General features: G+C 40.5%; 19 protein-coding genes and 1 riboswitch. Of the genes, 14 read left to right on the top strand and 5 right to left on the bottom strand.

Annotated features, from left to right (window positions below):
* Positions 1 to 11 precede the first annotated feature (11 nt).
* Both M8E35_RS10035 and M8E35_RS10030 read left to right on the top strand, forming a co-directional pair.
* A complete protein-coding gene (locus tag M8E35_RS10035) occupies positions 12 to 296 on the top strand; it encodes a hypothetical protein (protein ID WP_252468732.1) in 285 nt (94 codons plus the stop codon).
* A gap of 70 nt (positions 297 to 366) precedes the next feature.
* A complete protein-coding gene (locus M8E35_RS10030) occupies positions 367 to 1,011 on the top strand; it encodes an NF038143 family protein (protein WP_252468730.1) in 645 nt (214 codons plus the stop codon).
* Positions 1,012 to 1,092: 81 nt separating this feature from the next.
* On the opposite strand, the gene M8E35_RS10025 is transcribed toward M8E35_RS10030, so the two are convergent.
* Both M8E35_RS10025 and M8E35_RS10020 read right to left on the bottom strand, forming a co-directional pair.
* On the bottom strand, positions 1,093 to 3,327 hold the full coding sequence (locus M8E35_RS10025; RefSeq protein WP_252468728.1) for an acetyl-CoA hydrolase/transferase C-terminal domain-containing protein: 2,235 nt from the start codon (positions 3,325 to 3,327) through the stop codon (positions 1,093 to 1,095).
* A gap of 690 nt (positions 3,328 to 4,017) precedes the next feature.
* The gene (locus M8E35_RS10020) at positions 4,018 to 5,349 is read right to left on the bottom strand and encodes a peptidoglycan-binding protein (protein WP_309446454.1); all 1,332 of its coding nucleotides are present in this window, start codon (positions 5,347 to 5,349) and stop codon (positions 4,018 to 4,020) included.
* Positions 5,350 to 5,512: 163 nt separating this feature from the next.
* Here M8E35_RS10020 and M8E35_RS10015 point away from each other — a divergent pair, with 163 nt between their 5' ends.
* Entirely contained in the window at positions 5,513 to 6,715 is a 1,203-nt protein-coding gene (locus M8E35_RS10015; protein WP_252468724.1) for a peptidoglycan-binding domain-containing protein, read from the top strand.
* Between the two features lie 116 nt (positions 6,716 to 6,831).
* Here the strand turns inward: M8E35_RS10015 and M8E35_RS10010 are convergent, their stop codons facing one another.
* Entirely contained in the window at positions 6,832 to 7,659 is an 828-nt protein-coding gene (locus M8E35_RS10010) for a DUF2889 domain-containing protein (protein ID WP_252468723.1), read from the bottom strand.
* Between the two features lie 511 nt (positions 7,660 to 8,170).
* On the opposite strand from M8E35_RS10010, the gene M8E35_RS10005 reads away from it, so the two are divergent.
* From M8E35_RS10005 to M8E35_RS09995, 3 genes are all read left to right on the top strand, one after another.
* Positions 8,171 to 9,043 (top strand): radical SAM protein, encoded by an 873-nt coding sequence (locus M8E35_RS10005; RefSeq protein ID WP_252468722.1) that lies wholly within the window; start codon positions 8,171 to 8,173, stop codon positions 9,041 to 9,043.
* A 304-nt stretch (positions 9,044 to 9,347) separates the two neighbouring features.
* Positions 9,348 to 10,481, top strand: coding sequence for a GGDEF domain-containing protein (locus M8E35_RS10000; protein ID WP_252468721.1), 1,134 nt, complete (start codon positions 9,348 to 9,350; stop codon positions 10,479 to 10,481).
* A 212-nt stretch (positions 10,482 to 10,693) separates the two neighbouring features.
* Positions 10,694 to 10,778, top strand: a riboswitch (cyclic di-GMP riboswitch).
* Positions 10,779 to 10,893: 115 nt separating this feature from the next.
* The gene (locus M8E35_RS09995) at positions 10,894 to 12,927 is read left to right on the top strand and encodes a methyl-accepting chemotaxis protein (protein ID WP_252468720.1); all 2,034 of its coding nucleotides are present in this window, start codon (positions 10,894 to 10,896) and stop codon (positions 12,925 to 12,927) included.
* 71 nt (positions 12,928 to 12,998) lie between these two features.
* Here the strand turns inward: M8E35_RS09995 and M8E35_RS09990 are convergent, their stop codons facing one another.
* The gene (locus M8E35_RS09990) at positions 12,999 to 13,508 is read right to left on the bottom strand and encodes a flavin reductase (protein WP_252468719.1); all 510 of its coding nucleotides are present in this window, start codon (positions 13,506 to 13,508) and stop codon (positions 12,999 to 13,001) included.
* Between the two features lie 293 nt (positions 13,509 to 13,801).
* On the opposite strand from M8E35_RS09990, the gene M8E35_RS09985 reads away from it, so the two are divergent.
* The 6 genes from M8E35_RS09985 (at position 13,802) to M8E35_RS26705 (ending at position 22,608) form a co-directional block, all read left to right on the top strand.
* On the top strand, positions 13,802 to 14,518 hold the full coding sequence (locus M8E35_RS09985; protein WP_252468718.1) for a DUF169 domain-containing protein: 717 nt from the start codon (positions 13,802 to 13,804) through the stop codon (positions 14,516 to 14,518).
* Positions 14,519 to 14,647: 129 nt separating this feature from the next.
* The gene (locus M8E35_RS09980) at positions 14,648 to 15,091 is read left to right on the top strand and encodes a MarR family winged helix-turn-helix transcriptional regulator (RefSeq protein ID WP_252468717.1); all 444 of its coding nucleotides are present in this window, start codon (positions 14,648 to 14,650) and stop codon (positions 15,089 to 15,091) included.
* A gap of 214 nt (positions 15,092 to 15,305) precedes the next feature.
* Positions 15,306 to 17,630, top strand: coding sequence for an acetate--CoA ligase (gene acs / locus M8E35_RS09975; RefSeq protein WP_252468716.1), 2,325 nt, complete (start codon positions 15,306 to 15,308; stop codon positions 17,628 to 17,630).
* Between the two features lie 391 nt (positions 17,631 to 18,021).
* Positions 18,022 to 19,203, top strand: coding sequence for a thiolase family protein (locus M8E35_RS09970; RefSeq protein WP_252468715.1), 1,182 nt, complete (start codon positions 18,022 to 18,024; stop codon positions 19,201 to 19,203).
* A gap of 326 nt (positions 19,204 to 19,529) precedes the next feature.
* The gene (locus M8E35_RS09965) at positions 19,530 to 21,659 is read left to right on the top strand and encodes an ATP-dependent helicase (protein ID WP_252468713.1); all 2,130 of its coding nucleotides are present in this window, start codon (positions 19,530 to 19,532) and stop codon (positions 21,657 to 21,659) included.
* Positions 21,660 to 21,798: 139 nt separating this feature from the next.
* A complete protein-coding gene (locus M8E35_RS26705; RefSeq protein WP_252468711.1) occupies positions 21,799 to 22,608 on the top strand; it encodes a methyl-accepting chemotaxis protein in 810 nt (269 codons plus the stop codon).
* 129 nt (positions 22,609 to 22,737) lie between these two features.
* Here M8E35_RS26705 and M8E35_RS09955 read toward each other — a convergent pair whose 3' ends face one another.
* Positions 22,738 to 23,622: a pyridoxamine kinase gene (locus tag M8E35_RS09955; protein ID WP_252468709.1), complete on the bottom strand. Its 885-nt coding sequence runs from the start codon at positions 23,620 to 23,622 to the stop codon at positions 22,738 to 22,740.
* 108 nt (positions 23,623 to 23,730) lie between these two features.
* Here M8E35_RS09955 and pdxR point away from each other — a divergent pair, with 108 nt between their 5' ends.
* Both pdxR and M8E35_RS09945 read left to right on the top strand, forming a co-directional pair.
* On the top strand, positions 23,731 to 25,125 hold the full coding sequence (gene pdxR / locus M8E35_RS09950; protein WP_252468707.1) for a MocR-like pyridoxine biosynthesis transcription factor PdxR: 1,395 nt from the start codon (positions 23,731 to 23,733) through the stop codon (positions 25,123 to 25,125).
* Between the two features lie 303 nt (positions 25,126 to 25,428).
* Positions 25,429 to 26,010 carry a DUF4352 domain-containing protein gene (locus M8E35_RS09945; protein ID WP_252468706.1) on the top strand — a complete coding sequence of 194 codons (582 nt, stop codon included), beginning with the start codon at positions 25,429 to 25,431 and terminating at the stop codon, positions 26,008 to 26,010.
* Positions 26,011 to 26,165: the final 155 nt, after the last annotated feature.

Genomic DNA, 26,165 nt, shown 5'->3' with positions numbered 1-26,165 from the left:
GGAGGTTTAAAATGTATGTATTGAGAGAGTTCTTAACAATACCGAGAAATAGATTCAAGCCTAGCAAGTCACTGTCACTGGCCTTGAGTTTAGTACTATTGTATTTATTTGTGACGATGGGGTTACCCTTTTTGTCAAAAGCGGCTGGCTTTTCTGAGGAACATCAATTAATCATCGACGAAAAAATTGAAGCAGGTGCATGGTTTTATATCTTTGTGGAACAAATCAGAGATATAGAACCGCGAGTTACACATAGTCTGCAGTATTCGCCTGGAATGGAAGAAGAGGGTCAGTAAAGCTTACAATTTTATAATAAAGAGCTCTCCTGGGATTCTGGGAGAGTTCTTTATCGAAGAGGGGATGAAAATGACTAATCAGGAACAAGTGATCATAGATGAAAATCATAAGAGCATTTTAGCTTATGAAACTAGGACAGCACAAATAATTACGGCCAGTGTTCTGGAAAAGCCGGAGCTATCTGCTTGGATGATTCTTTTCCCGATAGTTTTTGTCCCATATATGCAACGTCATCGCAGATATAAAGAATCAACAAAAGGTTTTAGAGCAGGCTATCTATACACCAAGGAAATTGCCTTAAATACAGCTTGTAAACTATACAAGAATGAAATTTCCCGTGAGGAAGCTTTGGTAATGGTGGAAAAAACTGTGCAAAAGGATCCTAAAGCCGAACGATTAGTTAAACAAATCTATCATCACCAAATTGAGGAAATAAAACTGCTCTGTGAGCATTATCTGGCATTATTAGCTACAAACGAAGATCAGTATGAGCAAATGATTATAGTTCATTATCAAAGTGAAGATAACTATCTTGGTTTTGTGAATCGATTGGCCGAGACGGAAAAAGAAGTTAATAAAGCAGCTATGGCAACCTTTAAAGATGACGAGGTAAAAGTGTCGGAAATTATGAAAAAAATGGAAAGTTCACTATTAGACCAAAGAGTTCAGGAAGCAAAGACATTCTTCACAAGAGGAAACAATTCATCGTCGTAAAACCTGTTAGAATCTTGCTCAGGCCATGAAAATAAGCCCCTCAATTGAATTGGGGGCTTTTGTTTTTAGATTAGGTGGAAACTAAAGCGAGTGTTTATCCCTGACCTGATCTAAAACAGGCTGTTCGTTAAGACTCGGTTTCTTGAGAAGAGTATTGTTTCTTAATGCGAAAACCACTAGTTTTCGCAGGATCCTTTCTTGTATTGAAGAAGGCTTGAGGAGATTTAATCTCTCCATATAATGATGAGTTGATTCTGGGATCGGTCTAAAGAATTCTTGCAGCAACCCTGTAGCCATTTTTAGACGGTTGCCACTTGAGAGCTTTTTCAAGCCCTTAAGGGCCCCTCCGAGAGCAATTTCAGTATCCGTCAAATCCGTTCCAAAGGGAAATGGCTGGAATACTCCGTGCATCTGATAAGGCTTAAGTAAGGCAGTAATCTTTTCTGGTGTATTATTTCTGTATTCTTGAGGAATTTCATAATCTTGAGGTATTTTGCCTGCTTTCTTGGCCCGATCTAAAAGTTGGTTTTGAAATCGGGAATCAGCGACATTGATTAATTCTGCAATAACCTGTTTTTCAGGTTTGCTGCGAACGTCGGCAATCCCATACTCTGTAACAATGATATCCCTTAGATGTTTGGGTATAGAGCAATGACCATAGCTGAAGACGATGTTGGACTTAAGGCTCTTACCAGAACCTTTTGTACTTTTGACCATCATAATAACCCTGGCATCTGCTAGGGCGTGCCCCATGGCCACAAAATTATATTGACCGCCAATTCCACTGATAACTCGACCATCCTCGAGCTGATCCGAAGCAATGGATCCCAGAACACTTGCCACCATGCCGGTATTGACAAAACGTGCGTCCTTACGTTGCAGGCTTCTCAGTTCTTCATCACCATAAAGCTGGTTAACTTTCTCCACACCGGACATGCCAAAGAGTTTTCTTTCCTCTTCACTCATATCATTAAGAGCCCGATAGAAGGCTTTCGGGCCAACAAAGAAGGCACCGAGGATAACTTGACCACCTAGTAACTTTTTCCCGAGCAGCTTTCGAATCTCCATAAGATTTCTTTCGTCATTCATATCTGCAGAGTATTTAGTACCCTCATCGATAATTGCACCCGATTCATAGGAAAGACCCTTTTTCAAGATGCCGTAATTAGTGAGAAAGACAAAGTCTTCTTCATTTAATTTAGAATGAATTGCTTTCATTTCAATGAGTTGATCTATGACATCAGCGGGGATGTTATCTGGTTCGAGTTTTCCTTCATTAATGAGTTTCATAAGAGGTGCGCTGTTAAAGACCTTTCTTTTTAGAATTTTACTCTTGTACATTTGCATAAAGGCATCAACAAACATCTCAGATGAACCATAGAGACCTTTCTCGAAAGTTCCTGTGTCCCCCCATTCGGTGATTAGTTTTTTGTATCGTTTAAAAATACCGGCCTTTTCTAAAATCTCCTGATATAAATCGTTATGCTCATTACGCATGATAAGCCCTGCTACAATAGCATCGCCCAAAGCGCCAATTCCTACCTGTATAGTGCCCCCGTCTTTTATCAAAGTGCTGACATTAATGCCGATCATGTGATCGGGCAGGGCAACAGGATCTTTAGGGGGACAGAAAAGTTCATAATCGTATTGTGGTCCCTGAAGAATAATGTCATATGTATCCGCTTCTACAACTGCATCTCCATACATAAAGGGCATTTTCTTGTTTGCCTCTCCGATGATAGCAACTTTTTTTCCTTTTGCCCTTAGCTCTTTTAAGACTTTTACGGCTTCCAGACAGACATCTGTGTTACAACTCATAGAATACATCGTTTTGCCATCGATTTCCTGATAACCGACTAACTGGCCGAAGACGTTAGCACCTAAGGCTATAGCATCACGAGTGGCGTGGGTGTAGTTTGTAGCTAAATGGTTTTGCTGAGCTTCAGGACTAGACAGATATCCGCCAGCTTTGCAGAAGAATTCGAGCACTTCAACGTTTTTGGATAGCTTTCCAGCTCTGAAATCAAGCATAAAATCAAATTCAGGAACACCTTCAAAAACCCTGTCTGACAGAGGTCCCAAAAAACGTTTTTCCAGATTACTATGGCCTTTGGGTTTTTCAAGCGTGAGTGCAGTAATAATTTTTAGCTTTATTTCAGGATCCTCTTTAGCCCGTCGGTACAGTTCATTCATAAAGATAATGGGTTTACCAAGGGCTAGAGACATACAAAAGGTAATATCTTTCCCTACATAATTGATAACTTGATCAACACACTTTTTTGCGTCGTCATAAATTGTACCTGGCTTTTGATTCATGTTATATCGCCTGCCATTTCATTTAATTATTGGTTGCAAACAATAATGCGCGTTCAAGACAGAATTTTATGGACACTTTGCTTCCAATATGAGGAAATAGGATGTATAGGAATATATTCAATTAAATGAATTAAGATTCATTTAATTGAATATTAACACAAATTACATTATATTGTATATAAGTACAAATCAAAATAATGTAATAAATTTAGACTATTTTTATCAAAGAAGCATTGAAAAGAACAAAGTGAGTTATACATTGCCGGATTACGTGGAATTGCATCAGATTCTTTAGCGGACCTCTAGATTATTTATCCTTAGAAATCTTAATTGACCTATTGAAATAGACTTTTCTAAGATGACAGCTTAAACAGAAAACTTAAACAAAAAACAACTTGGTTAAAAACCAAGTTGCGGTATTCCGTATTTTACTAACAAAAATAAAACAAGGGACCAGTAGGCAACAGCTTGAATAAGCCAATAAAGATCCATAATACACCTCCTGAATCCTATTATGCTAGATAGAAGGATTTCTATGTAATTGACTGAATCTCTATTGATTTCCCATGGATAGACACGCTCTAAAGTAAGGAGCTTCCCAACCGGGAAGCTCCTTACTTTAAAATAATTGATAGGATTGTGCTCATATCAACCACGAGTCCAACAAAATGAATACTGTTAATGAAGGGATTAGAACTTGCCAATTATAGCATCGTAAATTTTCGGATCCTCCGCACCCAGGTGCCAGATACAAATCCCACGGATATCGTATTTATTAACTAGGTCTAAAAGTGTTCCGAAATAAAGTACATCCACAAACCAAACTTCATGGTTAATGCCAGCAATATCCATATAAGTATAGTGGGGGCCCAGTAAAGCATCCAAGGCAATGGGAACGTTATACTGGTTAGCTTTAACAACAGCGAAAGAATAGGTAACACTCGTCGCCGTTTGACCTAGCGGCCAATCATAACCCGAAACTGGCACGCCAAGTTCTATCTTATTTCTTGGGATAGTTGAAACCGCATAGGCCAAGACTGCATCGACCCAATCGGCTGGTGCCACGGGTCCAGGATCGCTTCCTTGCCAGTGAAAGTCGTACCCCATGACACGAACGGCATCAGCCGCTTGGCCAATTCCAACATAATCATGTGCTTCTGCGCCGCTCCACGCTCCCGCTGCATCAGTCTTAGCATGAACACTCACAATAAGCAATCTGCTCATGGCATAAAGAGCAGCCTTGAGTTCTCGCAGAAAGACTACAAATAATTCGCGGTCTCTAACATATAAATTCTCATAATTAATATCGATTCCTGGATAGTCCATTTGAACTGTTTTGCTGACGATGTTCTGAACATGTCTTTGGCGAAGAACTGGATCATTAAGAACTATTGAAATGAGTTCACTGTCAAAACTATTCGTGATAAGTGGGATTACCCTAATTCCATGTTCTCTGGCATAGGAAAGAATGGTACTGCTTTCTGCACCAGGAAAGCTTAGGACATCACCATCAGATGTCATTACATACCAGAAAGGTGAAATTGAATGAAATATCTCCGGGTGATTTTGAACGGATTGAAAAGCTAGAGATTGAACCCAATAAGGTAACCATCCGCTTACGACACGTGTAAGAACGGGTTCTGGTCCAGGACCAGGAACGGGAATCCTAATTTGTTGACCGATTCTTAATTGATTAGGGTCAACCCCAGGGTTGGCAGCTAATAAACTAGACAGACTGATTTGAGATCTCAAGGCTATTTTGTATAAAGTGTCACCTGCTTGAATTGTGTACATTTGATAGCCTGGCAGTTGACTTTGAAGAGCCCGCCAAGTTATGGGACCAACAATGCCGTCCCGCGTTAATCCATGATCCCTTTGGAACTGAAGGACGGCCTGTTCAGTCTTCGCCCCAAAAACTCCATCAATTGGCCCCGGGTTATAACCCCATTCCAGTAACAGTCTTTGAAGCTCGCTAACCTCGTTCCCTCGCGCTCCCCGCCTTAAGGTAGTCAATATCGTCACCTCTTTACATTCAATATCAGAGACAATTGCCTGTGATTTACTATTTTATGCATTATTTAAGGGTTAGTGATTATCTAAATAGTAATAATGATTTTAGAAATCAAGGACAATTTACATTGTTAATTAATCCGACATATGCTAGAAAAAAGGGGGGGGCTTTGACTTGCATAACAAAAACATAGGTAATTCCAATGGACAACCGCAATGTCCTTTATTAAAAATGGGCTCATCTGGTGCTAACGTGAAAAAGTTGCAAACTAAGTTAGCAGCAGCCGGTTTCAACCCTGGAAAAATTGATGGGATTTTTGGGTCATTGACTAGAGGGGCAGTCCTTGCTTTTCAAAAGAGCAAGGGATTAGCGCAAGATGGAATTGTCGGGATAAAAACCTGGACTGCTTTGGGCGTAGATTGTCATACACCAACCCCGCCACCAGGAAATCACTGTCCAACTCTCCGACAAGGGAGCACTGGACCAGCAGTAGTAAAACTGCAAGGACTCTTGAAAACAAGAGGCTTCTATACAGGCAATGTCGATGGAATTTTTGGTCCTGTCACGCGGGCAGCTGTTGTAGGATTTCAAGGAAGCATGGGATTGGCGCAAGACGGAATCGTCGGGATAAAAACCTGGACTGCACTGGGCGTAGATTGTCATACACCAACCCCACCACCGGGAAATCACTGTCCAACTCTCCAACAAGGGAGCGCTGGGCCAGCAGTAGTAAAACTGCAAGGACTCTTGAAAGCAAGAGGCTTCTACACAGGCAATGTCGATGGAATTTTTGGTCCTGTCACGCGGGCTGCAGTCGTAGCATTTCAAGGGAGCATGGGCCTGGCGCAAGATGGAATTGTCGGGATAAAAACCTGGACTGCACTGGGCGTAGATTGTCATACGCCAACCCCACCACCGGGAAATCACTGTCCAACTCTCCAACAAGGGAGCACTGGACCAGCAGTAGTAAAACTGCAAGGACTCTTGAAAGCAAGAGGCTTCTACACAGGCAATGTCGATGGAATTTTTGGTCCTGTCACGCGGGCTGCAGTCGTAGCATTTCAAGGGAGCATGGGCCTGGCGCAAGATGGAATTGTTGGAATAAAAACTTGGACAGCGCTGGGCGTAGATTGTCATACACCAACCCCGCCACCGGGAAATCAATGTCCTACTCTTGAACAAGGGAGCACTGGACCAGCAGTAGTAAAACTGCAAGGACTCTTGAAAACAAGAGGATTCTATACGGGCAATGTTGATGGGATCTTTGGACCTATTACTAGAGCGGCTGTCCTTGCTTTCCAAGAGTGTATGGGTCTAGTTACGGATGGAATCGTCGGTATTCAGACCTGGACTGCTTTGGGAGTAGATTGTTGTTAAATTCTGATAGACTCCCGGGATGATTTTAAAAAGCAAGAACCCCAAATCCTTACGTTAAGGCTTTGGGGTCCTTCTTTTTCACTTTGTTATCTCTTTTCTCGCGGAATTAGAATTGTTTATACTACCTTGCGGACTAGAGTGTCCAGGATTTGCGTACAATCACTCACCAAATCGATGACATGAACACAACCTTGCCCTTTGCCTAAAAGCCTTGCCAGCTCTTTTTTAGAAATCCCACGTATATCGAGGCCATGCAGGTTCACTAGTAAAGATGCTGCCTCACGGCAAATAATGTCGGGAGTACGCAAAAGAACCCCATCAGCTTCTTTAACTGTAAACTCATCCAATTTTAGACGTACATTAACCTCGTGGAAAGAATCACTTAAATTTCCTATCAATAAGTATTGCCCCTCCCTCAGCTCAAAAAGGCTCTGAGTCTTGAAACGCACAAACAAATTACCAGATCGTTTACTTTCCCCAACGTGCTCATACCAACTCATAGTCACTTTGTCTAAGTTGCTGTAGTACCTACAGGAGCCTAAATAGAAATTCGTCCACTTTTGATCGTATTCATCCTCTGAACTATAGCCACGCTCGCTTAGGAGAAAGGTTTCAGCCTGAATAATCCCTTTAACAGTTTCGGAAAAAAGAGGAACCGCAAGGGGGTCCTTGAGAAACGTTGCTGCTTCTCTAAGTGCCGGACCGGAACTAAAGTAAGCTTCAGAGCCTTGCAGTGGTGTGACTTGACGTGTGCGGGCGCCGATTGGTTTTGAAGATTTCTGTTCTTCCCATAGGGCTTCTTCTATAATAAAGGAATTAACGTCTACCAAAAGATGAGCAGTTGCTTCTCGGGTGGTATCAACATAGCTCGTTTTAGCTTGAAGCTGTCCGTTGTCGCTGCGACGCACTTCAATATACCAATTACGTTGAAAGATATTTTTCATTCTACCCCTCCTTGCCAATAGTATAAAATCAGAGTATTCTGTATAGGGGGGGCTAAATCCTTCAGTTTCCAGACATATTCAAGATCAAATTTTCTTAGCTAAGCAGGAAATCATCGGGCAGCCGTTTAGTGAACTAGTTCAGCTAAAGCTGAACATCGAAGACTTCGGTGGCATAAGTCTCCAGTACGATAGTCTCCGGTGGAACTTATCGCCGAAAGCGCACGGCCCGTAACGAATACAATTGCGCTGAGGATAGACTTATGCCGAAGGGACATATCCACAGACGATTACATTCGCGCCGTAGGATGGAGTCTACCTCCTTCGCGCTAAGTGTTGGGAAAGGCGCTCGGCGATACTCTCCACTGGAGACTATCGTCACCGAAGTAGAATAAGGAACACCCCACAAGAAGTGGGAGTCTCGGAATTGATAAAGACAAAAAAGTAAAGAAATGTTTGTTCGGCCGAGCTTATAAGTTCTAAGGCCATAATTATCTTTAGAGAGGAGCTTAAAATGCGTTACGAAGGAACTGTCTACCGTCCACCAAGTGAAGCAGAAAGCTTACTCATTCAAGCAACTATCGGTTGTCCCCATAATAAATGCACTTTTTGTGGTATGTATCGCAAAACAAAATTTCGAATTCGATCCGTTTCAGATATTAAAGAGGACCTTCGAACAGCCCGAAAATACCATGGGGAAAAAGTCCAGTCGATCTTTTTTCCAGATGGGAACACAATATTAATGAAAACAGACCAGCTTACAGAAATTCTGTATTATGCTCAAGAAATGTTTCCATTCTTGAAGCGTATGACGGTATATGGCTCGGCAAAATATCTCAAATTAAAAAAAATAAAGGATTTTCGCCGTCTAAAAGAGGCAGGCCTAACCCGTATACACTCCGGAATGGAGAGCGGAGATGATGAAGTTCTGCGTAGGATAGAAAAAGGGTTTACGTCCTCAGAAATGATTGAAGAGGGTCTAAAGGTGAGAGGCGCTGGTATCGAACTGAGTGAATATATCCTCATTGGGATTGGTGGACGCGAGCGTACATATGAACATGCAATAGAAAGCGCTAGGGTACTGAATGCATTTACCCCAGACTTTGTGAGGTTGCGTACATATGTGCCTTGGAAAGGAACCCCTCTGTATGAAGATTACCAACAAGGGCACTTTCACCTGCTTAGCCCCCATGAAGCTCTAGAAGAAACCCATCTTCTAGTTGCCAACTTAAAGGGTCCTTTCGACCTTCTCAGTGATCATGTCTCGAATTTTGCTTGGGTTAATGGAAAAATACCGAAACAAAAGCCAGAAATATTAGAAACTCTAGAGAAGCTCTTATCTGTTCCTGAAGATAGATTTAGACAGGTAGATTCTCGCTTATTTTAAAGGCGCAGGGATCACTAATCAGATGGAAATCTCTTTTCAATTACAAAAATACGCTAATCTGTGTGTAAAAACTGATTAGCGTATTTTCATTTCTATATGATAGATCAATTTGGAAGAAATTTCTTCAAAGTATAACAAAAAAGATATGATTACAACAATAAAGTTATACAGAATATAACAAAATATAGAATTATACTCCATATTGTAATATAATATATTCAATATTCATCTTAAAATGTTTAATAGTGGAAATGTAAAGGGCGGTAGGGTTACTAATGTGGTACTTTTAGAAAGAAGTGATTTTTTGGCGGATTCTCAAAACCATGTTACTTCTAAATTGACCGGAATGTTCTTAGACAAGCATTTAGAACAGCAATTTCAGGATTCATACTTAACAAGGTCTAAAAACTATATGCGAAAAGTCGCTCTTATAGTAGGAAGCATTTTTTCCTTGTATCTAGTTTATGATTTTTCATCAAACAGCCAATTCATGGTTCTGGCTATTTTTTTTCTATGTCGTTTGACGTTCCTTGGGTTATCAGTGATGTTTTATTTTAAGCCAGATTATTTCCTGAAGTCATCTCCTTTTTTAAAGATCACTATTTATCAACTCATCTTTATTGTACTGTTTTTTATTATTGTTATGAAATATGAGGACTATCATTTTCTAATCCAGGCTTTTTCGATTAATGTGATTGTTTTAGGGATTTTCTTTCTAGTGCCAAACTTACTGCACTATAAAGTATTTCTTTCACTTTTCGCATTGATTGGTTATATGGTTATTACTCTGACTAAATATCATCCACCTTTGCTAGAATTTAGTTCGGTATTTGGGTATCTGTCATTAGCAATCTTTTTTAGCAGCATATCCTCGTACAGTCTGGGCAAGTACATGAGGCTTGATTTTGTTAACAAACAATACTTTAAAGATCTTTCTACGAAAGACTCATTAACTAATATATATAACCGCCTGAAATTCAACGAGGCGTTGAGCAGTGAGATTGAGGGAGCTAGGAGGTACGGAAATTCCTTTTCTCTTATTATGTTTGACATAGACCATTTCAAGCAGTTTAATGATAAAAATGGCCATATTTTTGGAGATATAGTTCTTATAGAGATAGCCAATCTTGTGAAAGGCTTAGTTAGGGGAGTGGATGTGTTTGCTCGTTGGGGTGGTGAGGAGTTTGTAATTCTTTTACCTCAGACGTATTGTCAAGAGGCTTCTGCCCTCGCGGAAAGGTTACGAAAATCAATCTGTAAAGAGTCAATGAAGAAGGGAATGGCTCTAACCTGCAGCTTTGGCGTTACATCATTCTGTACTCAGGATGATGAGGGTTTAATTATGGATCGAGTTGACAGAGCCTTGTACAAAGCAAAAGAGGGCGGCAGGAATGCTGTTGTTTCCGAGCATAACCTTCATTTAAGTTCCTCAATATGAGTAAGAACCACATTCAATACACTGACTGTTGCGGAGGTTTCTAATTCCATTACACGATCGTGAGAGGGGGCGGTAATGGAATTTTGGTTTAAAAAGTTCTGGTATAACTTTTAATAACTTGATATTAAATGTATGTTGTATTTCAGATAATTAATGTATATAATGACGAATATAAAATCTGATGTTACGAAGGACTCATCATCATAATTTAATAAAGTGAAAAGTAAACTTACTGAAAAGTAAGGACACAAAGCCATGAGTCTAAGGTATAAGTACTATGACAGTCAGGTTGCCAAAGGTAGAACACCGTTTTATTGGTGATTTTTAAGCTGTGGCGCTTTAAACGCTACAGCTTTTAATTATATACATAAAAGTCGTATTTTGTAGGAATTGAGCTAAAGGAGTCGAAGAAGTGAACGTTAAAAGTATTCAAACCAAATTGCTGCTGCTCTTGTTGCCCCTTGTTATCGTGGTATTAAGTGTGCTAACTGGGGTTAGCTACTACCTTTCCAAACAGTCCCTGACCAAGAGTGTCGATCAAACAGCCATCGCGGTGGGAACTGATTACAGCAATCGCGTTCAAGCCGATATGGAGCTTATGCTGTCTCGGCTTCAAGACCTGGGTAATCTAGAGGAAATTCGTACGGGTTCCGACAAAGTGCGGATGGTTCAGGCTATGGCAGAGGCCAAAGAACGATTTGGTACTTTTGATGCCGTTGTTTTCGTGGCACCTGATGGATCAGGGCTCACCAGCACTGGAGCGACTTCCTCCTACGGTGACCGCGACTATTTTAAGAAAGTTATAGACACCAAGCAAGCAGTTGTTTCAGACCCCCTAGTTTCCAAGTCAACTGGGAAGTTAGCAGTTGTCTTAGCGGTTCCTGTCAAGAATAATGATCAGTTCACTGGGGTGTTGGTTGGAACATTTTCGGTGGAAAGAGTGTCCGCACTCATTAAAGATCTGAAATTTCTAGATAGTGGCTATGGTCAAATTGCGGATGATTCAGGCATGATCATAGCTCATCCAAAACTTCCTGAAGCGATCGGCAAACTGAATCTTTTGGAGAAGACTATTAATCCTGAACTTAAGTTGCCAAAGGCTGAGCTTGACGACCATCTGATTAACCTGTTTAAGTCGGCAGCAGAGTCAGGGAAACAGCTAAGCGGAGCATATACCTTTGTTGATAATGTGCCAAGGATAGCGGTTTTCACTCCAATCGACTTGCCGGGCGGACAACGCTGGATCATGTCGGTGGCGGCGCCTGAAGTCGAGGCTACCAGGGAAACCACTAGCTTAACCCGAATGATGCTGATAATTGCCGTGGTTTGTTTATTGATTACTGGACTTGCAATAGTATTTATTGCCAAAAGGTTCACAAAACCTGTTTTGTTGATACGAGATGAGTGTCTGCTCTTGGCCCAAGGAGATTTTAGAGAGCGTGAGACAGGGGATTTTGCGGAAGACGAAATCGGTCAACTGGCGAATGGTTTCCAAAAGATGAGGATGCATTTGCATGAAATGGTCACTATGGTCAGCTATCAAGCCGAGCAGTTAGCTGCTGCCAGTGAAGAATTAACGGCTAGCGTCGAACAATCGGCTCTGGCCGTGAACCAGGTAGCAACGTCAATTACCGAAGTGGCGACAGGTGCAGAAGAGCAGTTGAGGGCTGTTGATGAAGCTTCAGCCGTTGTTGAGCAGATGTCAGCCAGTATTCAACAGGTTTCAGCGACAACGACGGAGGTGGCTGGACAATCGGTCCAGGCTGCCAATAAGGCCAACGAAGGGAACAGCTCGGTAAATAAAGCTGTTTCACAAATGGCAAAGATTGAACAAACTGTAAACAATTCGGCCAAGGCGGTCGCTGAATTGGGCGAACGCTCAAAGGAAATTGGGCAGATTGTTATTACAATTTCTGGTATTGCAGAACAGACGAATCTGTTGGCCCTTAACGCCGCTATTGAAGCTGCACGGGCTGGTGAACAAGGACGAGGTTTTGCAGTAGTGGCTGAAGAAGTGCGTAAACTTGCCGAACAGTCACAGGAAGCAACCAAGCAGATAGCCTCACTGATCGGCGAAATTCAGGGAGACACCGATCAAGCTGTCCTGGCCATGGGTAATGGCACTCAGGAAGTTACCTTGGGAGCAGAAGTAGTTAATGCTGCCGGACAAGCTTTTCAGGAAATCACAGAATTGGTGACCCACGTATCTGAACAGGTGAAAGAAATAGCTTTGACCATTGATGAGATGGCTATTGGCAGCCAACAGATAGTAGGATCTGTGAACCAGATTGATGACTTAAGTAAAAAGGTTACTGGTGAAGCCCAGACGGTATCGGCTGCTACTGAGGAGCAATCGGCGTCCATGCAGGAAATAGCCTCTTCCAGCCAGAGCCTTGCTACGCTAGCCCAGAATCTTCAGGAAGCCGTTAGCAAGTTTCAGGTTTAAATGCGCCCATCTTCACCTACTGGTGATAAGAAGGCAGGATGCAATTGTTTTGCTTCCTGCCTTCCTTTTTGCTACTCTTTTATAAGGATTTTTGTAACTTCTGCAATGTACAATGTATGATGGTCAACCTCAGGATACCATTTTTCATTAAGCTCTTGATCAATAAAAAACTCGGGTTTATATTCTTGGGCATAGAGTTTCTTACAAAGAACTGCGATACTTGCTTCTTCAAAATACGGAATATCATCGGTATGAAGAACGGTTAACTTGGAGTTTTTGATTTTATCTTCATCTCTGCCAGACTTTGTGCCAAGATAACTTAATGTTGTTCTAAAGCTGTTATCCAAAAATGTGATGGAAAATGTCTTAGAGTTATCCACAAACTCTTTAGTGTAGCGTTGTGGGCGGAGAACAATATAGGCAACATTTTTACCCCACATTACCCCAAAACCGCCCCACGAGGCAGTCATAGTATTAATCTTTCCATCCTTTTCAGCAGTAATAAGCATCCAATCCTTACCTATTAACTTAAACGGGCTCCGTTCAAAACGTTCTGGATTAATTTCAACGAAGTTAGACATCACACATCTCCCTTTTTGTTAAATTTTCTATTTCCTAAGTAAATAGGTCCGTTCCTAAACTAATAAAGTATATTGATTATGAATATTCTAGTAAGGACGCTTTCTTTCCTCTTTAGTATATCAAATTTTCTTGCTAGTATTAACAGAGTAGGTGTTGATCGTATTGGTCCTTAAATGGTTTCATTATAGTATAAAAACGTTGACAAATATAGTTGCTATATCTACAATTGTTATAACAATAATATACTGAAACATAGGAATATAAAACAAACTGTCAGGAAGGAAGTGTTAAAATGAAAAGCAAAATTGCCAAAGCTATTAAACTCAAAACCCAGCCGGTTGCAGTATTTCGTACAGATCTAAAACCTGAGGGGGCTCTGCAATTTCAGGAGGGAAAGTGGGGCTGTGTTATCTCAATGTTAAATGCAGCAACTAAGGGCCGGAGCGCAGTGTTTGACTCTAAAACCCCTGGGTGCGGAGGCGGAGCAGTAGGGCTGGGTTTTGAACAATTCAAATTGGGTTTTACGGAGTATTTTTTGTCTACCGGCGGGGTAGGCGGCATGGAAGGAGAATTTTATAAAAAGAATCCTGATGTTGCAGCCAAATTTGTAACGGGCTTACCGGTAGTCGTGGCAAAGAAGTATATTGTCTTTAAACCTTTGGCAGAATTAGGGGAGGGTGAAACACCAGAGGTTGTCATTTTTCTAACCAATGCGGATCAACTATCAGCACTGGTGTTCTTTGCTAATTACGATAAAGCAACCCAAGACAATGTAAAAGTGGATTTTGGCGCTGGCTGTCATCAGTCAATACTTTATGCATTGGATCAAGTGGAGTCGGAAAACCCGAAGTGCTGTATAGGTCTAACCGACCCCTCGGCCCGTAAATTTATCGACAAAGATGTCCTTTCTTTTAGCATTCCCTATAAACGCTTTTTAGAGTTAGAAGAGCAAGTGGAAGAAAGCTTTTTGACCAAAGAAACATGGTTGAAAATTGCAGAAAGGATCTAGCTCGGCGAGCAAGGGGGCAATTGCCCCCTTGTTTTTCAAAAGAAGATAATATTTTGAGACGAAGTTTGCTCAATTAAAGATTCATGATATTATTATTCTTTAGATGTTACGAATGAAGAAGGGGAATATATGAAAGATTTTAATATAGATGATTCCTTGGGTTTTATTGTTGCTAAAACAAACTATTTTATGAAAACCTATTTTAGTAAGTTGATAAAAGACAACGGCTTAAATGTTACAACAGAACAATGGGCAATTCTAAATGCTGTTTATCATAATCCGGGAGCATCCCAAACTGACTTAGCCCGTGCATGCCTCAAGGATAAAACAAATGTCACAAGAATCTTAGACTTGTTAGTAAAAAAGGGGTATGTTGTTAGAAATATTGATATAAATGACCGCAGGATTTATAGCATAACTCTTACAGAACAAGGCGGAAATGCCCTAGAACATCTGATTGATATATCAAATAATGCCAACAAAGCATGCATTTCTGATTTGAATAAAGACGAATATCAAGAGCTTGTACGCAGTTTAAGAATAATTTCAAGCTCGATTGAAAAGCTGTTGTAATCTTTCATAGAATATTAATTCAATATTGCGGATAACCCCTCCAGTAAAATGTTACAGGAGGGGTTATTTATATTCGCTGTGAACAGTTCTTCGGAACTCCTTCAAAAATAAAAAATGAAATGGAAAATTAATATTCCGAATTGTCGGCTAAATGACTATCGCTTTTAGGCCTGGTGGTGTATTATAAAAGGAATATAAGATAGGAGGGTAATATATGACAGAGAAACATAGGCCAGGATCACTGGAGGAGAAAAAGATATTTTTCCCTCCTAAGGAATTTACTTCAAATTCCGTAATTAAAAACCCAGAAATTTATAAGCTAGGGCAGGACCGGAATGAGTTTTGGAACGAACAAGGGAAACGATTGGACTGGTTTAAATCATGGGACACCATTCTAGAATGGAATTATCCATTTGCAAAGTGGTATGTCGGCGGAAAATTGAATGCAGCTTATAATTGCCTGGACCGTCATTTAAAAGGAGCGCGTCGGAACAAAGCGGCTCTAATATTTGAAGGGGAACAAGGAGATCGACGAGTCCTTACCTATCAAGATCTTCTGCGCGAGGTTTCCCAGTTTGCGAATGTACTTAAGTCTCTTGATGTAGAAAAAGGAGACCGTGTGACAATTTATATGCCTATGATTCCTGAGACCGTTATCGCGATGCTCGCGTGTGCCAGGATAGGAGCTGCGCACTGTGTTGTATTTGGCGGGTTCAGCGCAGAAGCTTTGAAGGACAGGATTCAGGACTCTCAGTCAAAGGTTGTAGTGACCACGGATGGAAGCTATCGACGAGGGAATAGTATCCCGTTGAAAGCTAATGTGGATCATGCACTTCCCTCTGTAACTTGTATAAATAATTGTGTAGAAAATGTAATCGTCGTCAAGCGGACCGGTCAACCTGTCGATATGATAGAAGGACGAGATGTATGGTATCACGAAGCTGTCGAGAATGTTTCTATAGTATGTCCAGCGGAACCAATGGAAGCGGATGATATGCTTTTTATTCTTTACACCAGTGGAACCACTGGAAAACCCAAAGGGGTGGTTCATACGGTAGGCGGCTATATGGTTGGAGTTTCGACAACGCATGAATGGGTATTTGACGTCAAAGAAGAAGATGTGTATTGGTGTACAGCGGATGTTGGGTGGATAACTGGACACAGTTATTTAGTATATGGGCCATTAAGTAATGGTGCAACGGTTGTGATGTATGAAGGAGCCCCTGATTATCCAGAAAAGGATCGCTATTGGAAAATCGTTGAGAAATATAGGGTTACAATTTTATATACTGCACCAACTGCGATTCGTACGTTTATGAAATGGGGAGAAAGTTATCCCTCAGGCAGAGATCTTTCAAGTTTACGACTCTTGGGCTCGGTCGGTGAACCGATTAATCCGGAAGCTTGGATGTGGTACTATAAACATATCGGACGAGAGCAATGCCCCATAGTGGATACCTGGTGGCAAACGGAAACGGGTATGATAATGATGACACCCGTCCCAGGGATTACACCCCTAAAGCCTGGATCGTGCACGATCCCATTTCCAGGAGTCCATATAGAAATAGTTGATCACGCTGGTGATCCTGTCCCGAAAGGTAAGAGCGGATATTTAGTGATTCGTGAGCCATGGCCAGCGATGCTTAAAACGGTGTATGGTGATGACAAACGATATGAAGATACCTATTGGAGCCAGTTTAAGGGCATGTATTTTACCGGAGACGAAGCGAAATGGGATGAAGATAGTTATTTTTGGGTAACTGGACGCGTGGATGATGTCATTAATGTCTCCGGTCATCGAATCGGAACGGCGGAAGTGGAAAGTGCGTTAGCTGATCATCCATTTGTGGCTGAAGCGGCATGTGTGGGCAGAACACACGAAGTAAAGGGCCAAGCGGTGTTTGCCTTCGTTAGTTTAAAAGAAGGAATTGCGGTTAACGATGAGCTGGTTAATGAACTAAAAGCACATGTTGTCCTAAAGATCGGTTCACTTGCACGGCCGGATGACATCTTTTTGAGTACTGAATTACCTAAGACTCGAAGCGGGAAAATAATGAGACGTCTTTTAAAAGACATCGCAGAGGGTCGAGAAATAGGGGATACCAGCACCCTGGCAGACGTTGGAGTCATTAATTTTCTGAAAGAGAATATTGACGCCCGGAGAATTCCTGAAGCGAAGAATGCTTCCATGAAATCAAAGAGAGATCTGGTTTCGATTCCTGACACTGCCACATTTAATCGTTGTAATGAGGAGTCTTATGATGGGTACAGTTATACAGTATGGTACTGTACTCATCCTAAGGATGGATCACGACATCCAGTTACTCATTTTTATTGCTTTCAGTGGATCGAAAGACTGAAATTAGTGCCTGAGGTTGCCTTGGCTATTACAAATATCATGTTAAACAACAAAAATGCTGCCGAAGCAATATTCGCGGATGGAACACCGGATTTTAGTCATGCGGTGATCAACGAGGGAAATATCAAAGATGACTTATCAGAAGAGGGGCAAATCTGTTTTTGTGGTTCAATGGGCTAAAGACAACGACGTAAATGTTACAAGAGAAAAGGGGTCAATTCAATTCTGAATGATGTCTATGGCAATTCAAGCATGGATATCATAAAATGATTAGCGCTTATGTTGCCTAAATGATAAAGCAAACTTAACAAGAATTCTGGATTTGTTAGTAACAAAAGGACTATCTTATTTAGAAATACTGATTAAATGATGGATGCGAGATTATAAAGCTCAGGGAGATTTTACAATCAAATGTAAGATCTTCGTGAGCTTTTTTATTGGGTAAATTTACATCTTAATGAAGTGAAAACCATACTCCTATTTACAACTGAATTTTCTGATAAAGTAAACCTAATTTTTATAATAAAGTGATATAATGTTCTGGTAAATGAAAAGTAAGGAGTTGAGCGCAGTGCAAGAGGTTTTTATTTTATCTGGGGCTCGGACACCCATAGGAGATTTCGGCGGCTCATTAAAGACCCTGCTCCCTAATGAACTTGCTTTGTTTCCGGCAAAAGAAGCTGTGAAAAGAGCAGGTATAGTCGATAAAAGCCAGTTTGATGAGGTGATCTTAGGAAACTGTATCCAAAGGACAGATGAGCCTAATGTAGCAAGGGTCGTCTCATTAAAGGCTGGTTTTCCCAAAGAGGTAACCGCATTTACTGTCCAAAGACAATGCAGTTCAGCGATGCAGGCCATCGTGTCCGGTACGCAGGAAATTCGCTTAGGAGATTCTGAACTAGTCTTAGCCGGAGGAGTAGAATGTATGAGTTCTTCTCCTTATTTGCTAAAAAGTACACGCTGGGGACAACGTCTTCAGCATGGAGAGATAAAAGACTCGGTCTGGGAACTATTAGAGGACCCAATCGATCATATCTTGATGGGTCAAACAGCAGAAAATTTGGCAACAAAGTACGGTATTACCCGAGAAGAGCAAGATTTAATAGCGCTCAGAAGTCATCAAAATGCCCTGGATGCTATCAAGAACGGTCGGTTTAAAGAGGAAATCGTACCAGTCACCATCGCCTTAAAGAAGGGCAAGTCAAACGTTGTAGATACAGATGAACATCCGAGAGATGGTTTAACCATGGAGGATCTTGCTAAATTAAAGCCAAGTTTTATCAAGGATGGTACCGTCACTGCTGGAAACAGTTCGGGACTCAATGATGGGGCAGCTGCGGTGGTACTGGCCTCAGAAAGAAAGGTCAAGGAACTTGGGGTTAAGCCATTAGCTAGAATAGTGTCTTATGCAGTTGCTGGAGTTGAACCTGAACTCATGGGGTATGGACCTGTGCCGGCCGTTAAGAAGGCATTGCAAAAGGCTAACCTGACCCTAGGTGATATTGATCTCTTTGAGGTGAACGAAGCCTTTGCGGCACAGTATATTGCTGTGGAGAAATTATTGGAGTTGAATCGTTCGATTGTTAATGTCAATGGAAGCGGCGTAGGGTTAGGACATCCGGTGGGATGTACCGGAGCTAGAATCGTTGTTACGCTTCTTTATGAAATGATGCGCAGAAACCTAAGATATGGTCTGGCTACTTTGTGCATTGGGGGTGGCATGGGTAAAGCGTTGATTATTGAGCGTGTTTGATAAAAAAGAGATGATGAAATTAGGTATTGTTATGATCTGAAGGGGCCGTAACGAAACTTGAGATTTTTTCAAGCTCGTGGTGCGTTATCCCAAAATAGAGGACTGTACACCTTTGAAGTGGTGAACAGTCCTCTAATATTAAGGGGATTACAAATAGAGCGGGGATGTAATAAACTGGAAAACAAGTTTCGTTACATCCCCTTTTACTGACTATTGTGCAGCGAACTCAGATCTTTCAGATGTCGGATTATATACTATTATGAATGTCAATGATAAAATACTAAAGTATAGTTAGACAACTGAATTATAAAAGTGGGAGAGCTAATTTGGTAAACGAAAAGGAATTCTTTGCAGATATTGAAAAAAGCGGACTTAATTTAACAACACAACAAAAAGGGGCAGTCATCCATGATCAGGGGCCGCTATTGCTCTTGGCTGTTCCAGGCGCGGGAAAGACGACGGTTCTAACAGTTCGCATAGCCTACTTAATACGAGTAAAAAGGGTGGATCCCCGAGCGATTCTTTGTCTGACGTTCGGACGGGCGGCCGCAAAAGAAATGCGTGAGCGATATATGGAAAGGTTTGGAGTTAAGGCTGACACGGAAAACAAAACTAACAAAGAAATTCAATTTTCAACAATCCATAGTTTCGCCTATGAAGTGGTTCGGTCAGCCTTTCGACAAAGGGACACTCGGTTCGAGATTATTGAGGAACAAAAAGGCCCTGAAAGCAAGACAGGGGTCCTGCGTAGAATCTATGAAAAGCGCAATGCTTCAGCAATTACGGACGAGCAACTGGAAGGGTTACAGAATACCATCTGTTATGTAAAAAATACTTTAAGGCAGCCCGAAGAGTTTAAGAAGGCAGATATCAAGAACTTCCCATTAATTTATAACGACTATGAGGAGTATAAGAGAAATAGTCAGCCAAGGTTGATCGACTATGATGACATGCTTTCCATTGCGTTCCAGGAGCTAAATGAAAACACTAAGCGTCTTGAGGCTTATCGCAAGCGCTTTGACTATATTCTCACTGATGAAAGCCAAGACACTTCTCTTCTCCAACATAAGATCATAGAAATCGTCGCAAAACCTAAAGGCAATATTTTTGCAGTCGGGGATGATGACCAAAGCATCTTTGGATTTAGAGCCGCCGAGCCGGAATATTTACTAAATTTTGAACAAACATATCCTGGTGCAAAGATTCTGCGCATGGAACAGAATTTCCGCTCAACCCCTCAAATTGTGGACGCAGCCCGTGGGTTCATTCGTTCCAATAAGTTGCGTTTTGATAAAGAAATGTTCACGAAGAATCCTGCGGGAGACATACTTCGAATAGAGCACTTTACAGGAATAAGGGAGCAATATCAGTTTTTAATCCAAGAACTTAGAAGTCAAAAAGATTTATCGAAGATAGGGGTGCTTTACCGCAACAATCTATCTGCAATTTGTTTGGCTGAAGAGTTAAGCAGGGCTAATATTCCCTTTTATATGAGAGAGGCAGGCAAGCAGAAGTTTTTCTCACACTGGGTTATAAATGATATTCTAAACTTTTTGCGCTTCTCTTTTAGTGATAAAAGCTTGCCAATCTTAGAGAAGATTTGGTCTAAGCTTAATTGTCATATTAGAAAGCAACAACTTGATTATCTTAAGCAAAGGGCAATTGACCGCTCAATCTTTGAGATATTAGCAGAACAACCTGAGGTTACTTCAAAGCGTAAAAATGAGTATTTAGAACTTAAGAAACAATTTAAGGTGCTTAATACACTTCCTCCTGCAAAGGCCATCCGTTTTATCAGAAGCCAGTTGGAATATGATAAAGCGATTGAACGAATATGTGACTCGCTGGGGTTTTCTGAAGAGTATATAGGGAGTCTCCTGGATATTCTAATCTCAATTGCTCAAAATGAACCTGCCATAGTAGAATTTGCCAAGCGCTTGACCTTCCTAGAAGAGCAAATGAAGCTTTCTTATAAAAATAAGCACAGTAATGCTGTGACACTTTCAACGATGCATTCGGCTAAAGGATTAGAATGGGAACAGGTTTATTTGCTTGACCTCGTTGAGGGGGTTATACCTGAGAACGACCAACGTGGACAGAAAGAATTATTGGAAGAGGAAAGGCGTCTGTTCTATGTAGGGATGACCAGGGCTAAACAGCACTTAACCTTATGCTCGATGGATTATTATAATAATAAACATGTTAAGTCTTCTCGTTTTGTTCGCGAGACTTCTCTGGTTATGAAAGGGGAAAACCCGGAAGAAGTTATCCAAAAAGAAACTGTAACTATGACCAGTGATTTAGGTGTTGGTTTAGTAATAGAACATAGAACCTTTGGAGAGGGTATCATTGCGAAAGAGGATGGGAATATGATTCTGGTTCACTTCAAGGATGGTTCCCAGCGTTCCTTTATGAAAGACATCTGTGAAAAACAAAATCTGATATGGGCAGTTTAAGAACAGCCGGAAATATGAATCCCAATAAGATGATGGGAGGAATGGCTATTAACAGGTGTTCGTTGAAATTATCCGTTCTATAAATTACAATAAAGATTGTGGCTTTTGTTTCAGTAATCTTAAACGTGGAGGAAATTAAGTGAAAAAATTTGAGGCTTACCAGATTATAGCTGAGGAAGTTCAGCAATTTTTTAATGTTGACGCTGCCGTTACACTTTTCGATACTGAGAAGATAGTTGCTTATTACCCGGGAAAAACAATTGATACTAGAGCCAAGATTGGAAATGCACCTACGCCAGGCTCAAATGTGTTGGAAGCTCTTACGAGTGGACAACGCGTTGTACGGCGGGTATCGAAAGAAATTTTTGGAGTACCTTTTGTCGGTATCGCTCAACCGATCATTGAAGAGTCAAAGATCGCTGGCTGCCTTGCCATTGCTTGTTCCCTTGAGCATTATGACAATCTTCTAATAACCGGTCAGGAAATCCTTGATTCTGTGGTCGCGATTTCTTCATCAGCTCACAATTTGTCAGCTGCGACTGAAGAACTGGCGGCTACACTCAGAAGTATGGACGCAGAGACTGAACAGGTAAACAAGGAGATGCTCAGAACCAACGAATTAACACAGGAAATCAAGAAAATTTCCAAACAAAGTAAAATCCTAGGGATCAATGCGGCGATTGAAGCTTCTCGGGCAGGTGAGCATGGACGAGGGTTTAGCATTGTTTCAGAAGAAGTTAGGAAGCTTGCCACAGATACAGACTCCTCTACTCAAGCAATTGAAAGAAATGTCCAAGAGGTTCAATCATCCGTGGGGCTTTTAATAGAGGCTATTAAGCAACTGACGGAGGTAACCGAAAGTCATGCTAATGAAGTGACGGAAATTGCCAATAGTTTGGTAAGGATAGAAGATTTGGCCAAGCAACTCCTTAAAATGGGTCAGAATTAAACAGTCTAAAACAGGCCTCGAACACTCATACAAAAGGGGGTATCCAGAATCTTGGATACCCCCTCTGTATGAGTGTTTAAAAGTAAATTTGAAGGTAAATGTTAGTTAGCCTCGTCACCTGCTGTTCTTCTATAAAATTTCCGATTTGATTGTAACTTGATCATTATATAACCCTAATTTCTTGATTAGATAGGGGATTGCTTTTTCAAAGCAGACGCCATATCTTTTTTCTAGTTCTGCTTTTTGAGTCAAACTTATGCACATATGAGTATAATCTACGGCTATTTGTGTTGCTTCTTCAAGAGAAAAGTTATTTAAAAGCGCAGATAATAAGGCGCTCCCAAATACATCTCCTGTGCCATGAAAGTAACCGTCAATCTTATCATTGAAGGCATAACTAATCTTACCTGTTTCGCTATTAAAGGCGGCTGCTCCTAACTTGTCTCTTTCAAACGAAACACCCGATAGTACAACCATTTTTGATCCCAGGGAAGATAGTTTTTTTAAGGTAGTTTCAATATATTGTTGTGAATAATTTTCCCCAACATAATCCTCATCTAAAAGGAAAGCAGCTTCGGTCAAATTTGGGACGATAATATCTGCCTTAGCGCACAATTTGGTCATGCCCTTAGCCATTTCTGGCGAATAAATGGAGTATAAAACTCCATTGTCTGCCATCACAGGGTCAACCATTACTAAGGTATCGTTACTTCTAAAAGTGTCAAATAGGTCTGCTACTAAGTCAATCTGTTCAAAGGAACCCAAAAAACCGCTGTATAAAGCGTCAAAATGTAAATTAAGTGATTGCCAATGATCTGAGATAGGTTTTATATCTTCCGTTAAATCTCTATATGTAAAACCTTCAAAACCGCCAGTATGAGTAGATAGAATCGCTGTAGGCAATACACTTGTGTCAAACCCTGCTGCTGAAAGAATGGGCAGGGCAACCGTAAGTGAACATCTGCCCACACAAGAGATATCGTGAATTGCAGCGACCCTCTTTTGTTTGTTCATAAACTAATAATCCTCCTTGACAATTAATAGATTGATTATAGAATATATCTGTTACCTCTAATAGTATCAGTTTTTAATATATGTATAGTAACAGTTTGGAGGATGCCTTTGATTACTTTGCCATTATGTACGAATAAAACACCATTATATAGGCAAATTTATGAGTGGTTAAAAGCTGAAATTCAGAGTAAGAATTATAAGCCTTATGATAGAATTCCTTCAAAGAGGAAACTATCTGAGCATCTTTGCGTCAGCATTAACACGATTGATACTGCATACAGCCAGTTAATAGATGAGGGATATATTATAGCTGTCCCAAAGAAGGGATACTTTGTTTGTGATATTGACGTATATCACAGAATAAATGTTACTCAGCAAGAAAACACTTTAAATATAAGTATGTCCAATCTAAAAATTGATTTTTCTCCCAGTGATATTGACCACCAAGCATTCCCCTATAAAACATGGAGGAATATTTTTAAAAGTTGTTTTAACGAATTTGACCATAGCATTTTAAAGAGAACTATGGCGCAGGGAGATGTGAATTTAAGGCGAGAATTAGTTGCTTTTTTACATAGCTCAAGAGGGGTAAACTGTGATGAAAGACAAATAGTTATTGGAGCAGGAACCGAGAGTTCATTGCGTACCTTGAGCCTTGTCTTAAGCAATAATACTTCTATAGCCCTAGAAAACCCTGTTTATCGAAAGGCATATAAAACGTTTGAACATATGGGACATACAATTTTGCCTATACCTATAGATGACAGGGGAATAGAGATTGAACCTCTTAAAAACCTTTCTAATGTGGCGGTTTATGTGACCCCGTCCCATCAGTTTCCTCTTGGAATCAGCATGCCTATAGGCAGAAGGGTTGAGCTGCTTAATTTTGCGAATGAAGCGGATGGACGATTTATAATTGAAGATGACTATGACAGTGAGTTCAGATATATTAGAAAGCCCTTACCATCCCTGCAAAGTATCGATCAAAATGGTAAGGTCATATATGTTGGCACATTTTCGACTTCAATCGCGCCATCCATTAGGATAAGTTATATGGTATTACCGTTAACATTGCTTAAAAACTACACTAGGATATGCAGTGAATTCGGCTCTGAAGTATCAATTCTTGAACAAAGAATCGTCGCGAAATTTATTGCTGAGGGTAATTATGAAAAACATCTTAATAAAATGCGCAAGCTATATAAAGATAAAAGGGGACACTTAATTAGAGAATTATCAATTTTTGGTGATGATATTAAGATTGTTGGTGAGAGCGCAGGGAGTCATTTGTTAATAAAATCAGTAATAAGTAAAAGTGAAAACGATATGTGTAAAGCTGCAGCTGAAAAAGGTGTCAAGGTCTATCCTATCTCTGATTATTTTATTGGCAAAATGTTAGAGAAATATGAGAATACATTCTTATTAGGCTATGGTGCATTGAGTAAAATAGAAATATCAGAGGGCGTAAAGTTATTATACGATGCTTGGAATTGTGGTAATTGAGGGTTTTCACGGAGTTGCGTAAGAACCCATTTTATATTGAAAGCATATAAGAATTTATTATCATAATATATTGTCATTATTACAATAGGTATAGATAATAGATGAAAACTATTAAAAAGAGGTTGGATTACGATAGTTAAAAGGATAATTGAGATATATTTAACCGATCATCATATAAAAAATTAATGATACTATATTCTGGATCTATAGACAGAGGCGGATAGTTGTGCTAATATTCACTCAACGAAGTATTGTCATCAGTTCCCTGTTGACAAACTATGAACCAAGAGGAGGACGAAGAACATGTGGAAACTAGCAGCATCACGTAAGACGGGAAGACAACGCAGGTATTGCTCTCAGATTCAATATAGTTTGCTAGTCCTTCTAGTACCAATGATAATCTTTCTACTAGGGGCTGGCGCCTTAACTACACAGGCACACACTAATTCGCCACAATTCCAGAAGCAACAAACCGCACTCATATCTCAGCAAGAGGCATATGCGTTGGGAGAGACTTTTAAGATAGGAAACCTCCAATATAGAATAAACGGTATCAGGACTTCTGACGGCAATGGTTATGATAAGTCTGCAAGAGAAGATAATACGTACCTTTTTATAAATCTTACGATTGAAAATCAGGGAAGCAATGATATTGAGGTTAGAAGTATGATCGGGTTTAAGCTTACAGATCTGAATAGTAAAAGTATAAAAGCTATTTCGGCCGTTAAGGATGCTATAGATGGAACAATTAAAGCTGGAGGAAGGATGACAGGTGAACTAGGGTATGAGGTGTTAAACAAAACTCAGACTTTTGATTTAACGGTTATTCCTGATCCTTTAAGTTCTAAAACTGCGATTGCAAAGGTTCGTATCTTGATGCAGTGAACTAAGAAACTTTTCGCAACTCAGGCTCCCCTCTAATGCACAATTCAATGTGATAGAGGGGGATTTTTTTATTGTTGCAGGGGATTTTCCCGCCAAAACGTTAATATTAAGGTTCAGCAGAAAAATATCTTTCTATTTAATTTAATAGTCCGGAA

This window comes from Desulfosporosinus nitroreducens (assembly GCF_023897015.1).
GTDB classification, from domain to species: domain Bacteria; phylum Bacillota; class Desulfitobacteriia; order Desulfitobacteriales; family Desulfitobacteriaceae; genus Desulfosporosinus; species Desulfosporosinus nitroreducens.
This window is presented reverse-complemented; position numbering and strand designations above follow the sequence as displayed.